Genomic DNA, 13,584 nt, shown 5'->3' with positions numbered 1-13,584 from the left:
CTCTTAGTTGGCGACGATGTTGCCCTGGTAGTCGAGCGCGACGTTGACGGACTTTCCGTCCTTCATCGCGGTGCCGCGCCAGAGGCCCTTGTCATCGAGCGTGAGCCCGGTGACGTCGGCATAGCCCGCTTCGACGATGCGCTCCCTGGCCTGTTCCTCGGTGAAGCTGTTCGCGCCTTCGACCGGCGCAGTGGCGTTCTTGTCGTCCGGAGTCGCGATCGCCGGGGTATCGCCATCGGTGGCAGGCGCCGTGGAGGTTTGAGCGAAGGCGCCAAGGGTCGATGCGCCGACAAATGCAGCGGCGAGCAAAAGCTTTTTCATGATGTCTCCTCGTGTTCAGCCGTTGAAGGCAAGGAGCAAACCGGGATACGGGCGTTTGGTTCCGCGTAAATTTTGAGATTTCTTAAAATAACTTCAGGCTGATGCCGGATTTTTCACTTGGCGCGAGCCGGCAGCAACACCGTCCAGCCCAGAGGACAAACGTGCCCCGCCGACGTGTTTCATTCGGCGAGGCCCAACGGGCTTTCCAGGTCAGCGAAGGCCAGTCTGTTTGGCCGGTTCGTCGTTCTCGTCGGGGTTCGGATTGGGCTCCTCATCGGGCAGGTACTCGGGCTCCGGCTCCTTGATCGGCGGGCTTGGCTCGCCAATGGGCGGCAGGTCGGGAACCGGATTCGGGCCGGGGCCGGGTTCGGTCGGAATAATAACCATGGGAAACTCCTTACTGGTTTGACAGGCCCCTATTGCGCCTTGACATTGCGCGCGCCGGCATGGCGGAAGGCCCGTTCGGCCTTGAGAAGATCGAAACGCGCGATATCGGCGGAAACGCGGATTTCGCCGTGGAGCGGCGCGTCGGCGCGGGTGGCGTCACCGCCGGAAGGCGCCGTGCCAGCCGTGTTTGCGTCCGTATCGGGCTCCACGAACACATCGGTACGGGCAATTCCGCATTGCTGTACGAGATGCTCGACAGCGCGGTCGGCGGCCTCTCGGGTCGCGAATGTCGCCCACATGGTTTTCGTGCTGTCATCGGACATTGCACCTTCTCCTCTTCTTCAGGGATCAGGGTTGCAACGCGGCAAGGGAGCGATGGTTCAGAATAGAGTGCTAGGCGCTATCCCGCGTGTAGAACATGCGGGCAGTGGCCTCGATGATGGAGCGGTGCTTGACGGGGTCGAAGGTGACGGCGGGGAATGTCTCGAAGAGATACTTGGCAAAACTCTCCCTCGCCTCCTCCGACGCATCGAACCAGGGTTGCGAGGTGAGTTCATCGAAGACCGACTTCAATGCGCCCAACTCGTCCGGCTCGAAAGTCCCCTTGGAAGTGTAGCTGCCCACGCCCGCCTCCTCTGTGCGACAGGCATGAGTTTAGGTCCGTATAGGTGCGATTCAAAGCGGCATCATGGTACGAAATCGTACGGAGGAACTTCAATCCGTAACGTCGCGAGGCAAATGGCTGTCGACACCACGCGCGAGAAGCCCGTCAGCCTCTACGTCACGCACCCCTTTCACACGGCGCAGGAAGCCGATGAGGTGGCGGCGGTCCTCTTCGCTATCGACGGCGCCGTCGAGCACCGCGACGCCGTCGCGGATCGTGAGCTCCAGCGTTGCAAGATCGACCCTGGCGTCGTTTTCGAGCGTGTCCATAATGCGCGCCTCGAGATCGTCGTCGCCGATGATATCGCCCGTCTCATCTGCAAACGACAGTGGCGCGCCGTCGACATCGCGTGCAGCGGGATCACGCGTGATCGAGACTCCCCCGTTGCCCAGCTGATCCAAATCAGCGCCGGGGCTTGCGTAAGGCAAGTTCTGCGCGGCTCGACGTGCATCGTCATCGTCCGGATAGGGCCAGCCGTCGCGGGTGTCCCGCTCCTCGTAGTCTCGAAAATCCTCCTTACGAGATACTGTCTTGCGATCGGCCATCGTCTTGCTCCGCGGTTTGATCTGGGAATGATGACAGCCAACCGCTCAGACCGGCCTTTGTTCCAGAGAACAGCCGCGACCGCGCCGCTATTTCGTCATTGCGCGCCGGGTCGGCCGATGTCGTCTTCGAGCATCTTGCGCGCACGGTTGACCCTGCTTTTCACCGTGCCGATCTCGCAGTCGCACAGCCGTGCGGTATCGATGTAGCTAACGCCCATCGCCACGAGCAGCAACGTACGGCGCGAGCGCGGCGGAAGGCGACGCAGGGCGCAGCGCAGTTCGCTGCGGCGAACCGCCCATTCCTGCGGCGGCATGATGCTCGCCCGTTCTAGCAGGCCGTCGTCCAGTCCGACAGGCTCCCGGCAGCGGCGGCGATATTCCGTGTTGAAGCTATTGCGCATGATCGTGAAGAGCCACGAGCGGAGTTTTGTATTGGGGTGAAACTGTTGCGAGGACCGAAGCGCTCGCATCACCGTTTCCTGGATCAGGTCCTCCCGGTCGCTCGCCGAACGGGTCAACTGCTGGGCGAAGCGCCTGAGCGCGGGCAGCTGGGCTTCTATGCCGGCGTAGACCGTCTGAGAAACGGGTTCGGAGACCAAGGCGTCCATTCATTCCTCCATTTCGAAGGAAACGAGACGGGCCCGCGGAGGTTGCCGTACGATAGCGTACAGATGGGGCTGGAAAGAAAATGGAACACTTGGCGGCTTCGCCAGTCCCTATGGGAGCAATGACGCTGCGAGGCGATCCATGACCCACTACTTCTTCCACATCTGCAGCCGAACGGAACGGATCGAAGACCGGGAGGGTGCGGATTTCGATACGCTGGACGCCGCCCTCGCTGAGGCCCGTCTTGCAGCGCGCGAGATTCTGGCCGAGGATTTGCGAAAGGGGCACGTCGATGAAACGCGTCTCTTCGAAATCGTCGATGAACGGGGGGAGCTGATGGCGCAGGTGCCCTTCAAGGAAGCGATCAGCTAGCCGGCCGCGAGACGACGGCGCCGATGAGCCGCTCGTATTCCTTTTCGCATTCGCCATAAGCGTCGCGCGCAAAGGCTTCCAGGCCAGCCCGGTTACGCACGCTGACGACGCCGCGCTCGGAGTAGATGAGCTTCTTACCCTCCAGCACATGAAGCGCCGTCGTCACGCTGGGGCGTCGCACGGCGAGCATGATCGACATGAATTCGTGCGTCAGGCTGATATCCGAACCGTCCACCCGGTCGTGGCACATCAATATCCATCGGGCGAGCCGTTCGTCGATATGGTGCACGGCATTGGAAAGCGCGGTATAGGCCTGCTGGACAGCCAGTGCCTGCGTGTAGCGCGCAAGCAGCCTTTGAACCTCGCGATCTTCCGTCAAAACCGCTTTTAAGTCTGCAACGGGAAGACGGTAAGCCTGGCCTTGCATCTGCATGTGGATAGAGAATGGGTCGGCGTCGACATCAAGGACCGCCGATACCGGACACATGCCGTCCCTTCCGATGATCCCGATTTCGCTACGCTGCCCCTCCGGCGAGCGGATGACGACGGATGCAATGCCGCTCTCGAAGAAATAGGCGTGTTCCATCGGCTGATGGGGGCAAGACAGCTGATGCGAACGGGGGAGATCGACGCACTCCAATTGCGCGGCGAACCGCTGCAGGCTTGCTTCCGCTAAACGCCGTAACAGGGTGTTTCGAAACCTGCCCTGCCATACGTCATCCATCCAACGATCCCATGCGGTTAAGCGACCGCATATCCGCCAGAGGCTTCGGTCTTCCTAAAGTCAATGGCTGTCCATCTATGACCATAAAATCGGCGAGACAACCCAGAGTCTGGCGTCGGTACGGAAGCGGACAGAGGAACGGAAATGTGTGCGCTGGTCGGCATGGGCCGCGAAGATGGCACGCCGGTTTTCGCCTGCGGTGAGTGACCGCGTCGGCGAAAGGGCCTGCCCCCGCTGTCACACCTCCTGGGCGCCGTGCGGGATCGCTTCGAGAACCAGCCGGAAGGTGACGATGGGCACGCGGTTGGCATCCTGCAATTCGACGGAAATACTGTCCACCGGCTCATTCGGCAAACCATCGATGGCCATCTCGGCGAGAAGCGTCCTTGCCTCGTCCTTGGCCTTTTCCATATCCGCGAATTCGAAACCGCGATCAGGCTGCAGTACGCCGTCCTGATCCTGGATCTTGAAATAATACCGTTCCATTGCCGCCTCCCGGATTGAGAAGACAATGGCAAAGCGGGGCAAACGTTCCGTAACCGAGCACGCCGCGCAAAGGATAGGGCGGCCAACGCTCGGGGGAGCTTTGGCAACGAAGGACTTGAGGCCTCCGCCCAATCGCCAAACGGCAACTGCGCCCTCCCTTGCGGGAGAGCGGAATGTGTCACGACGAAGAGGCGAGATGAAGCGGTGTGCCGACTTATGCCGGCTCCGTACGAAACCGTACCGACCCGCCGAATTGCAGCACCTTTCGGTTGGACAGAAGCCGGAACATGTACGGTTCCGTACAAACACTCAGCCGGCAGGAACATCCCCTTCCCCAATTCATTTACGTGACACCACCAGCGGGGGAGCGACGTCATGCAACATTTCGACAAGAAGCGTTCGAAACTATCCGTCAACGTGTTCGACGTCATCGCGTACTGCCGATCGCACAACATCGATGAGCGGGAGACCAGAAAGCTCGTGCTCATTGTCGGCCGTTTTGCGAGCAGGCTTGAAATCCAGATGAATCTTACGAAACGGCCTGCGCGCTTCCGATAGCGCTTTGTCCGGCACCCGGAACAATCACGGAAAGCACTTGATGAAACCGGAGCTGATCAACGGCTCATTCCAAGCGAGGAGATTGAAATGCCCACGAAAACAATGGAGGACCTCTTCTTCGATGGGGTCAAGGATATCTATTACGCCGAACGCAAGATCGTCGCGGCGCTCAAGAAGATGATCCGCGGCGCCAAGGCCGAAGAGTTGAAGTCCGCGTTTGGCAAACACCTGCAGGAAACGGAAGACCAGATCGAGCGCCTCGTTCAGGTGTTCGAAATCCTCGGCAAGCCTGCCGGCGGCAAAACCTGCCCGGCCATCGACGGCATCCTCGAAGAAGGCCAGGAGATCCTGGAGGAATTCAAGGAATCGCCTGCGCTCGACGCCGGTCTGCTGGCAGCCGCACAGGCCGTCGAGCACTACGAAATCGCCCGCTACGGCACCCTGAAGTCATGGGCCCTGCAGCTGGGGCACAAGGATGTCGCCCAGCTGCTCGAACAGACACTTTCGGAAGAAATGAAAACCAACCAGGCGCTGAGCCAACTCGCCGAAACGAAGGTGAACCGCGAAGGCAAGGCCAACGCTGCCTGAACGCGCGGGGTGGGCAGTTCGGTTGAAAAAATGCAGGAACCGCCCACCGCTTCATTGCGCAACACCCTGCCTCAAACAAAGGCTCCCGCGCTCGACGGGGGCCTCAATGCACAGACAACATCCTTTGAAAGTTGTTTCCAGGTATCGGCCTGGTACCTGGCTGCTCAATAGCCGCCAATGATGGGGAGCACCTCGCCGGTGATGTAGCTGGAGCACTGCGGCGACGCGAGGAAGACATAGGCCGGGGCCAACTCCTCAGGTTGGGCAGGTCGTTTCATCGGCGTGTTAGCGCCGAATTTTGCAACGTCCGCCGCCTCCTTGTCCGAAGGGTTGAGCGGCGTCCACACCGGTCCCGGCGCTACGGCATTGACACGGATACCGCGCGGCACGAGCTGGCCGGCGAGCGAACGCGTAAAGGCATGAATGCCGCCCTTGGTGGTGGAATAGTCTAAGAGGTCTTTCGACCCTTTAAGACCGGTAACGGAGCCGGTGTTGATGATCGCTGACCCGGGCTTCATATGCGGTACCGCCGCCTGCGCCATGAAGAAGTAGCCGTAAAGGTTGGTCTTCAGTGTCTCGTCGAAATGCTCTTCGGAAAGATCGACGATGTCCCTGCTGTGAACCTGGAAGGCGGCATTGTTGACGAGAATATCGAGGCGGCCGAGATCCTTGACCACGCACTTTACCGTATCGGCGCAAAACGCCTTGTCCTTGACGTCGCCGGCAAAGGCGATGCAGCGCTGCCCTTCCGCCTCCACGGCAGCGATCGTCTCCGTGGCGTCGTTTCCTTCCGCAAGATGTGCGATCGCGACATCCGCACCTTCTCGGGCAAAGAGGACCGCAACCGCTCGTCCGATGCCGGAATCCCCGCCCGTAATCAGCGCCACCCTACCCTTAAGCTTCTCCGAGCCCTTGTAGAAGGGCGCGTCGTACATCGGTTGTGGGTCGAGCTTCGCCTCATCACCCGGCTTAGGCTGATGCTGCTTGGGAAAGGGAGGGACAGGATAGAGGCGCGCGCCGGCCTGCATGGCCTGCGGCTTCTCGACCTCTCCTTTGTGGTCAGCCTCCGCGACCTCTGCCTGAATATCACGCTGTTTCGCCGCTGTACGGGCGGTTTGACTGCGGGCCATGGCCGGTCTCCTCAAATCTCGGTTGGGCGAATGTTGTCGACGCGGACAGTGCCGGCGACGACCTCGCGCGGTCCGTCGACCGAATATGAGGGGTTACGCTCGTCAACCACCGTGTAGAGCTTTTCGTTGCGAAACGCGCTCGAAGAAGTCGTGGAGTTGCCGTCCCCTGGCAGGGCATCAATTTCCATGTAGTCGAGCTCGGCTTCCGCGGCCACAACACGCGCATCACCACTCGAGCGGGCGCGCACAACCACTTCGCCGTGATTGGGTGCAATGTCCCAGTTGGTGTCCGTCGCGGAAGCGATCGGAACCAGCCGGAAGAGCTTCAGCTCTTCAGGATCGGAATAGTTGGGGACGGGCGTCGGCATATCCTGGCGCGGAGCATTTTCGTCGAAACCCACGGACCAGTCCTGGCTGGGCGTTTCCACACCCGGCGGTGTGCGATGTATTGTGGCATCGTCGCTGCCCGTGATGACGCGCGGCTTCGCGCTGGATACGCCGTCATTGGTCCGGCCCGCCTGCGAAACCTTGAATTGCGGCACCGCATCGGCATGAATGATTTTTTCGCGGCCAGTCTGCGCCGAGACAACGCTATCTGCGCCCGGCATCACGCGAGGAGCAACCGGCACAACCTGATCGTCCTGCTCCCGATACGCGCCTTCTGTCTCCCGGCGGCCTCGGTCATGCAGCGCTTGATCACCCGTGACTTCGCCAGCCAGTTGTTTGAAATAGCCGGAAATCTTCTCGATCATACCCATAGTTTCATCCTCATGTCCTGGTTTCGAGGCGCGCTATCGCAGCCTTGAGAATTCTCCTGATCTCGTCATCCGCGATCTGCTGGGCGGCAAAGGCCGTATCGGGCTCCACGCCCGGATCCTCCTGATGGTCGATGACCGTCTCGTTATCTCGCGCCATGGCAATCAGGGCGTCGCGCGCTTCGGGAATCGAGCCGAGGATCGAAACGAGTTCGACAAGCAGCCGTCGGTGCGCGTTGATCCTGCCTTCCAGATGGGCTGATGTTTCGCCGGCCATGCACGCCTCCCGAGCTAGAACGCAAACGGGAGGAGTGAACGATTGTTCCATTTGTTGCCGCGGATGCGCGCAACCGGAACAGAGCCAATCCTCGCAGGGCCGCCATTTTACGTCCCGGTGGCGGCCGGTCTGCACCGGTCCCGCGCAAGCTACGGCCCTTCCGTGCGCTTGATCTTCCGGCGCGCCGGCTCTTTCCCGGTCGTGATCACGACCTCATCTGTGGCGGCAGCCGGCACTGCTTCGACAGCGCCTGCATTACCGCCGGCTCTCTCGCCCAGCACGGAAAATCCCCTGAAGGGACCTGCCGGCTTGTGTTCCTCATCAAATTCCGACTCGGCGATGAGCCAATGCCGCAGCTCGCCACCTGGCGGACACCCCTCAGCCTGCCAGATTTCATAAGCGCGTCGGCGAATTTGTTCGGGCTTATGCATGGTCATGAAAACTCCTTTTTGGACGGCGTGGCAGAGCCGACGCTTCGCCTTGGCAATAGGCAAGGGCCGCCTGCTCCCGCTTCTGCATGAAGGTTGTGAAATCCATCGCTTCCTCCGTGAACTCGAAGGCGGAAACGGTCGGCGACACGGAATGTTTCAATCCCTTTGGCTCCAATGCTGCACAGGCCTTCGGAGCACGAAAAAGTATCGGGGCCGCGGAACCTTTCCCAACCTTCCACGTTTGATGCAGTTGGCTTTGGTGGGGGACAGCATGAATGGGGATGGGGCATCGGCCCTTGTCGGTGAAGACCGGTACAAGCTGCTGGTTGATGCGATCACGGATTATGCCATCTACATGCTGGATCGGCAGGGCAATATCGTCAGCTGGAATGCCGGTGCGAGCCGCTTCAAGGGGTATGAGGCGAAAGAGGTGCTTGGCACGCATTTCTCCCGCTTTTACCGTTCCGACGATCGAGACAGGGGTCTTCCCTCGTTGGCCTTGAAATATGCCGCTGAAGAAGGCCGCTTTGAAGGTGAAGGCTGGAGGGTGCGCAAGGATGGATCCGAATTCTGGGCGCATGTCATCGTCGATCCCATACGCGATAACGGCGGCGATCTTATCGGCTTCGCGAAGATCACCCGCGACCTGACAGAGAGGAAACAGGCCGAGGAACAGCTTCGCAAGACGGAGCAGCAGTTCCGCCTTCTCGTGCAGGGCGTCACGGATTACGCGATTTACATGATGGATGCCGACGGTCACGTCTCGAGCTGGAATGCCGGCGCGGAACGCATCAAGGGCTACCGGCCGGATGAGATCATCGGCAAGCACTTATCCAACTTCTTTCCTGAACAGGACAGGCTTGCCGGCATTCCACAGCTGGCGCTCGAAACCGCGGCGGGATGGCCGGTATGAGTCGGAAGGCTGGCGGCTGAGGAAGGACGGAACACGCTTCTGGGCCAACGCCGTCGTCGACGCTATACGCAGCGACGACGGTTCGCTGATCGGCTTTGCGAAGATCACGCGCGACATAACGGAAAAACGCGATGCGCAACAGGCGCTCGAACTGGCGAGAGAAGAGCTTTTCCAGGCGCAGAAGATGGAGGCTCTCGGCCAGCTGACCGGCGGCGTCGCCCACGACTTCAACAACCTGCTGATGGCGGTTCAGGCGAGCCTCGATCTTCTGAAACGACGCATCTCACCCACGCCCGAGGCCCAGTCCCTGATCGACAATGCCTTGCAGGCGACGCGACGCGGAGCATCGCTGACTCAACGGTTGCTTGCCTTTTCCCGCCGTCAGGATCTGGATTTCGAACCCGTCGATCTCTGGGTGCTCATTCGCGGCATGACGGACATGCTGCAACGGTCCATCGGCCCGGCGGTCGTCGTCGAAACACATTTTCCGCTGAATCTGCCTTCGGTGCGAACCGACCCCAACCAGATGGTGAACGCCCTCCTCAATCTGGCGATCAACGCACGCGATGCAATGCCGGAGGGTGGCCGCCTGCTCATCGGCGCGCGGCTGGAGACCCATGCGCACAAAGCCCATCCCGAGCTGCGGGAGAAAGCCTATCTCTGCCTCTACATCCAGGATGAGGGACATGGCATGGACCCGGACACGCTGAAGAACGCCACCGCGCCGTTCTTTACGACGAAGGGCGTCGGCAAAGGCACCGGGCTTGGGCTCTCCATGGTGCAGGGCCTGATGGCGCAGTCCAGCGGCAAGCTGGTGCTTCACTCCGTCGAAGGCGCAGGCACGACAGCTGAACTGTGGCTCCCGATCGCTGAGGCCGGCGTGGAGGAAAAGCAGGAGGAGCATACTGTACCACCTCCGTTTCCGGACAAGGTCGATGCGCTTAGCGTGCTTGCCGTCGATGACGATCCGCTTGTGCTGATGAACACTGTGATGATGCTGGAAGATATGGGCCATAGCGTCTGCGAGGCCAGCTCGGGTACCAAGGCCCTTACGTTCCTCGCCGAACGGAACATCGACCTCATCGTCACCGATCAGGCCATGCCGCAGATGACCGGTTCCCAACTTGCCGACATCGTGCGGGAACGCTGGCCGGGCATCCCGATCGTGCTCGCTACGGGCTATTCGGAACTGCCGCCTGAGGCCCGCGCCGATCTGCTTCGCCTGTCGAAGCCCTTCGGCGAGCGGCAACTGGAAGATATCATAAAGCGGGCCATGTCCGGCGACACCAGGCTATCGAGGCGATAGGTACGGTAGATGACCGACCACGGTCGGCTTTACGAAAGGCGGGACAGAACTCAACCTTCCGGCTAAGGTTGACCGACGCACTTGGGGGATAGTGGTGTTGCGCGGGCTGAACATCCATTTCACGCTGGCGAGGGCGGCTGCGATGATCATCATCGCCATGTTCGTCTCGTTGCTCCTGATGCTCGGCCTGTGGCTCAACACAAGCTACCGGGACGCCGTTCGCCGCACCGAGGAGCGGGCCATTGCAGCCTCAAAGATCGTCGCAAGCAATGTTTCGCTGCTCGATTCCCTCGCGCGACAAGCCCTCCAGCGCATCGACGAGACGCTCGGCGAAAGCCTCACGCCACAGGCCTCCGCCACCGTGCGCAACATCAATGAGGCGGTCGCGAACCTGCCTGGTCAGGTGAAAGCCTATGTGGTCGACGAGAAGGGTACTACCCTCTATTCGACCGATCCCATGGTGAAGCCGATCAACATCGTCGACCGGCCCTATTTTTCGGATTTGGCGAAGGGCGCGAAACAGCATATTTCGAGCCTGCTGATCAGCCGCCTCAACGGCGAACAGATTTTTGCCTTCAGCCGCAGGCTGGAGCGAAACGGCCGCTTCGCCGGCGCCGCCGTCGTTTCCTTCGAGGTTGGTGCGGTTCTCGCCGATGTCTGGGAGGCGGTGAATCTCGGCCCGAACTCCACCGTCAGTTTCGTGCGTTCCGATGGCCAGCTCGTCGCGCGCTATCCGCTCGCCGACGGGCCGCTCGACATGAGCAAATACGTGCTGTTCACGGACTACCTCATCAACACGCAGGATGGCACCTACGAGGCCATCTCGCCGGTCGATGGCGCCCACCGCATCGTCGCCTATCGAACTGTCGACGGTACCCGGCTGATCGCGCTCGCTTCGGCTGACCACGATTTCGGCATCCAGCGATTCTGGCGGGATGTGACGGTAGCAATCTCGGTACTGGTCCTCGCCAGCGTCAGCCTGCTGGCCGCCGGCCAGTGGATTCGTCATCTGCGGCGGCGCGAAGCCGCCCAGTCCCAATTGCTGCAAAATGCCATCGCTGAAAACCAGCTGCTCCTTCGCGAGATACACCATCGCGTCAAGAACAACCTGCAGGCCGTCCAGAGCATCATCCAGCTTCAGCGTCTGCCAGCGGAAATCCAGCGGTCGCTTGCTGACCGCATCTCCTCCATGGTCGCGGTGCACGAGCAGATCTACCGGCACGACGAATTCTCCCGCCTCTGCGCACGGGACCTCATAGCCTCCGTTGTCGAGAAGCTTGTAAGCGCCTATGGCGCTGCCGTTACCGTGGACTACGACATCGACGAGATCGCCGTCTCCACCGACAATGCGACCCCACTCGCTTTGCTGATCAGCGAACTTCTGACCAATATCCTGAAATATGCCTTTACCGATGGCCGCGAGGGAAGAATTTCCATCGCGCTCAAGTCAATCGGGGAGCGCCGCGCCCGCCTCACGGTGCGAGACAACGGCGTCGGCTTCGATCCGCAGACCATGCAACAGGGCATGGGAAGCCGCCTGATCAGAGGCGTCGTCAATCAGTTGAACGGCACCCACACCTTCGACGGAAGTGATGGAACGACTTTCACCGCCGAGCTTGATATCGTGGAATCGTAGGAGCGTGGCTCAAGTCGGGCGGCTCAGATAACGCGATCCCCTGACGGCGAAGCGCCATGGGCGCTCGGCAGCCTTGGTGATGCCGATACGCACACCACTTATCAAAGCAGGCACGTCGGAGGAAGCCTCCAGGGAAAAAGGATCGGCAAGAACCGACAACCCGTTCATTTCCCCGGTGATGGCCAGCGCCTTGCACAGATTGCCCGGCCCAGCACACAGCTTGCGTGCCTCGCCGACTGCCCGCCGCGCCATCATCGTCTCCAGCCCGTGTGTCGGTTCGAGCGCGCGAATGAGCACGGCGCTGCCGCGCTCGCACACGATATTGAAGCACCAGTGCAGGCCATAGGAGCGATAGACGTAGGCCCGTCCCGGCGCCCCGAACATCGCCGCGTTCCAAGTCGTCTGCCCGCGAAAACTGTGTGATGCGTCGTCGTCCTGCCTATAGGCTTCCGTTTCAACGATGAGCCCGCCGACGCCATCGACCAGCAGACGCGCGCCGAGAAGATCGGCAGCGACGGCAACCACGTCGCGCGCAAAGAAATGTTCATCCATCCCGCCGGCCCGCCATGTAATCCCGCATCACCAGTGCACTTTCGATGGCGGCGCCCGAGGCCGTGTTGTCGAAGACGCACCAGCTCTCCGCACCGAATTGATCGGCGATGCGACGGATGTCGGCATCGTCGTAGCTGGAGTGATTAATTTGGGTCGTGCCGTGCAACGGGACATATTCCGGCGCCTCACGAAAATCGGATACGGGCCATACGGGCGCGGATCGGCCAGAACACGACCGATAGCGTATTTCTGAAGAAGCACGCGGGCGGGTGCGGACGCCCAGCTTTTATGGCGAGGCTCGAGCACGAGCGGGCCGGTAAAAATGCGGCGCATGGCCGAGAAAGCCTCTTCGGCTTCGGCGGCGTCGAATCTGAGGCTCGGCGGCAATTGGCACAGCAAAGGGCCAAGTTTTCCCTCCAGCACAGAAATCTCGTCCACGAATACATCGAAGAGCGGGCCGATGTTCCGTAGGCGCGCCTCATGCGTGATATCGCGCGGTATTTTCACTGCGAAAAGAAAATGCGCTGGCACCGCACTTGCCCAGCGCACGAACGTCTTCTTCTGGTGATGGCGATAGAAGGTCGAGTTGATCTCGACGCCGTTGAAGACGGCGGCATAGCGTTCGAGGCCACTGCCCGTCTTTGGAAAACGGCCCGCGACCGTCTTGGGGATCGACCAAGCGGCTGTTGCGATGAAAGGCCCATTGTGCCGCATCACGCGATCTCCAGGTCCGCACAGAGCGGCAGGTGGTCGGATGCCCGGCGGGCGAGTGGTGTGTCGTGGACGAAGGTCCGGCGAACGGAAATCCCCTCACCGATGAAGATATGGTCGATGCGCAGCAGCGGCAGGCGGGAGGGAAAGGTTGAGACGGGCCGGCCGCCGGCATCTATCTGCACATCCCGAAAGCGCCGCGCGAGCATGCGATAGGACGGCGAGCGCGAGACCGCGTTGAAATCACCGGCAAGGATGACGCGCGCATCCTCCGCCATCGGCGCCCCCAGCCATCCCGGCCCGATCAGAGCTTCGGTCTGGCGTACACGTTCGGCGCCAAGCAGGCCAAGATGGGTGACGAAAATCTGTAGTACTACGTCATCGACGGGCACCTCCACCCACAGGGCGCCCCGCGACTCGCCGCGCGAGGGAAGCCCATCGGCCTTGACGAGACGGGTCGGCAGCGCCGTCAGCAGCGCGTCGCCATAACGCTCCTCCTCTAGCCCGAATAATTCACGAGGGGTTGGCGGATATGGTTCAAACCGTTGAAATGACGTAGGATTTGGTTGCTTACGCCGATCCGTGCCGTTTCCGGAGACCACACCCGCCATGAATGATCCTA

19 protein-coding genes and 1 pseudogene are annotated in these 13,584 nt (G+C 60.9%); 5 read left to right on the top strand and 15 right to left on the bottom strand.

From position 1 onward, the window contains the following. Nucleotides 1-3 precede the first annotated feature (3 nt). The 6 genes from P9A16_RS30430 to P9A16_RS30405 form a co-directional block, all read right to left on the bottom strand. Complete coding sequence (locus P9A16_RS30430) at nt 4-321, bottom strand: hypothetical protein (RefSeq protein ID WP_023512852.1); 318 nt, start codon at nt 319-321, stop codon at nt 4-6. Nucleotides 322-531: 210 nt separating this feature from the next. Next, nucleotides 532-708, bottom strand: a complete 177-nt coding sequence (locus P9A16_RS30425; protein WP_023512851.1) for a hypothetical protein — start codon at nt 706-708, stop codon at nt 532-534. Nucleotides 709-737: 29 nt separating this feature from the next. Beyond that, nucleotides 738-1,031, bottom strand: coding sequence for a hypothetical protein (locus P9A16_RS30420; RefSeq protein ID WP_023512850.1), 294 nt, complete (start codon nt 1,029-1,031; stop codon nt 738-740). A 70-nt stretch (nt 1,032-1,101) separates the two neighbouring features. After that, the gene (locus P9A16_RS30415) at nt 1,102-1,332 is read right to left on the bottom strand and encodes a hypothetical protein (RefSeq protein WP_024271521.1); all 231 of its coding nucleotides are present in this window, start codon (nt 1,330-1,332) and stop codon (nt 1,102-1,104) included. Between the two features lie 90 nt (nt 1,333-1,422). Beyond that, nucleotides 1,423-1,917: a BON domain-containing protein gene (locus P9A16_RS30410; RefSeq protein WP_023514019.1), complete on the bottom strand. Its 495-nt coding sequence runs from the start codon at nt 1,915-1,917 to the stop codon at nt 1,423-1,425. A gap of 95 nt (nt 1,918-2,012) precedes the next feature. Continuing rightward, nucleotides 2,013-2,525 carry a sigma-70 family RNA polymerase sigma factor gene (locus P9A16_RS30405; RefSeq protein ID WP_023514018.1) on the bottom strand — a complete coding sequence of 171 codons (513 nt, stop codon included), beginning with the start codon at nt 2,523-2,525 and terminating at the stop codon, nt 2,013-2,015. Nucleotides 2,526-2,664: 139 nt separating this feature from the next. On the opposite strand from P9A16_RS30405, the gene P9A16_RS30400 reads away from it, so the two are divergent. After that, nucleotides 2,665-2,895, top strand: coding sequence for a DUF6894 family protein (locus P9A16_RS30400; protein ID WP_023514017.1), 231 nt, complete (start codon nt 2,665-2,667; stop codon nt 2,893-2,895). On the opposite strand, the gene P9A16_RS30395 is transcribed toward P9A16_RS30400, so the two are convergent. Together P9A16_RS30395 and P9A16_RS30390 are read right to left on the bottom strand one after the other, a co-directional pair. Beyond that, nucleotides 2,888-3,619, bottom strand: coding sequence for a Crp/Fnr family transcriptional regulator (locus tag P9A16_RS30395; RefSeq protein WP_024271520.1), 732 nt, complete (start codon nt 3,617-3,619; stop codon nt 2,888-2,890). The two genes, P9A16_RS30400 and P9A16_RS30395, sit on opposite strands and share 8 nt — an antisense overlap. A 237-nt stretch (nt 3,620-3,856) precedes the next feature. Continuing rightward, nucleotides 3,857-4,105 (bottom strand): DUF6894 family protein, encoded by a 249-nt coding sequence (locus tag P9A16_RS30390; protein ID WP_024271519.1) that lies wholly within the window; start codon nt 4,103-4,105, stop codon nt 3,857-3,859. Between the two features lie 375 nt (nt 4,106-4,480). Here P9A16_RS30390 and P9A16_RS30385 point away from each other — a divergent pair, with 375 nt between their 5' ends. After that, complete coding sequence (locus P9A16_RS30385; RefSeq protein WP_024271518.1) at nt 4,481-4,663, top strand: hypothetical protein; 183 nt, start codon at nt 4,481-4,483, stop codon at nt 4,661-4,663. An 87-nt stretch (nt 4,664-4,750) separates the two neighbouring features. Next, entirely contained in the window at nt 4,751-5,251 is a 501-nt protein-coding gene (locus tag P9A16_RS30380; RefSeq protein ID WP_278026304.1) for a YciE/YciF ferroxidase family protein, read from the top strand. 164 nt (nt 5,252-5,415) lie between these two features. Here P9A16_RS30380 and P9A16_RS30375 read toward each other — a convergent pair whose 3' ends face one another. The 4 genes from P9A16_RS30375 to P9A16_RS30355 all read right to left on the bottom strand — a co-directional run bounded on the left by P9A16_RS30375 (nt 5,416) and on the right by P9A16_RS30355 (nt 7,850). Next, nucleotides 5,416-6,381 carry an SDR family oxidoreductase gene (locus P9A16_RS30375; protein WP_023516841.1) on the bottom strand — a complete coding sequence of 322 codons (966 nt, stop codon included), beginning with the start codon at nt 6,379-6,381 and terminating at the stop codon, nt 5,416-5,418. Between the two features lie 11 nt (nt 6,382-6,392). Next, nucleotides 6,393-6,749: a hypothetical protein gene (locus P9A16_RS30370; protein ID WP_037409404.1), complete on the bottom strand. Its 357-nt coding sequence runs from the start codon at nt 6,747-6,749 to the stop codon at nt 6,393-6,395. Nucleotides 6,750-7,149: 400 nt separating this feature from the next. Beyond that, nucleotides 7,150-7,413 carry a hypothetical protein gene (locus P9A16_RS30360; RefSeq protein WP_024271516.1) on the bottom strand — a complete coding sequence of 88 codons (264 nt, stop codon included), beginning with the start codon at nt 7,411-7,413 and terminating at the stop codon, nt 7,150-7,152. A gap of 149 nt (nt 7,414-7,562) precedes the next feature. After that, a complete protein-coding gene (locus P9A16_RS30355) occupies nt 7,563-7,850 on the bottom strand; it encodes a DUF2934 domain-containing protein (RefSeq protein ID WP_024271515.1) in 288 nt (95 codons plus the stop codon). Between the two features lie 265 nt (nt 7,851-8,115). Here P9A16_RS30355 and P9A16_RS30350 point away from each other — a divergent pair. After that, nucleotides 8,116-10,063, top strand: a pseudogene (locus tag P9A16_RS30350) (PAS domain S-box protein). Between the two features lie 97 nt (nt 10,064-10,160). Continuing rightward, entirely contained in the window at nt 10,161-11,699 is a 1,539-nt protein-coding gene (locus tag P9A16_RS30345) for a sensor histidine kinase (RefSeq protein WP_051758806.1), read from the top strand. A gap of 9 nt (nt 11,700-11,708) precedes the next feature. Here P9A16_RS30345 and P9A16_RS30340 read toward each other — a convergent pair whose 3' ends face one another. The 3 genes from P9A16_RS30340 to P9A16_RS30330 form a co-directional block, all read right to left on the bottom strand. After that, nucleotides 11,709-12,251, bottom strand: coding sequence for a DNA-3-methyladenine glycosylase (locus tag P9A16_RS30340; RefSeq protein WP_023513066.1), 543 nt, complete (start codon nt 12,249-12,251; stop codon nt 11,709-11,711). A 27-nt stretch (nt 12,252-12,278) separates the two neighbouring features. Beyond that, nucleotides 12,279-12,965, bottom strand: coding sequence for a DUF72 domain-containing protein (locus P9A16_RS30335; RefSeq protein WP_023513067.1), 687 nt, complete (start codon nt 12,963-12,965; stop codon nt 12,279-12,281). Then, nucleotides 12,965-13,584: endonuclease/exonuclease/phosphatase family protein (locus P9A16_RS30330; RefSeq protein ID WP_278026303.1), on the bottom strand; the 620-nt coding region annotated here is incomplete at its 5' end. The genes P9A16_RS30335 and P9A16_RS30330, both read right to left, overlap by 1 nt.

This window comes from Shinella sp. 838 (assembly GCF_029623935.1).
Lineage (GTDB): Bacteria > Pseudomonadota > Alphaproteobacteria > Rhizobiales > Rhizobiaceae > Shinella.
The sequence above is the reverse complement of the archived record's forward strand: the minus strand, read 5'-3'. Positions and strand labels throughout refer to the sequence as shown.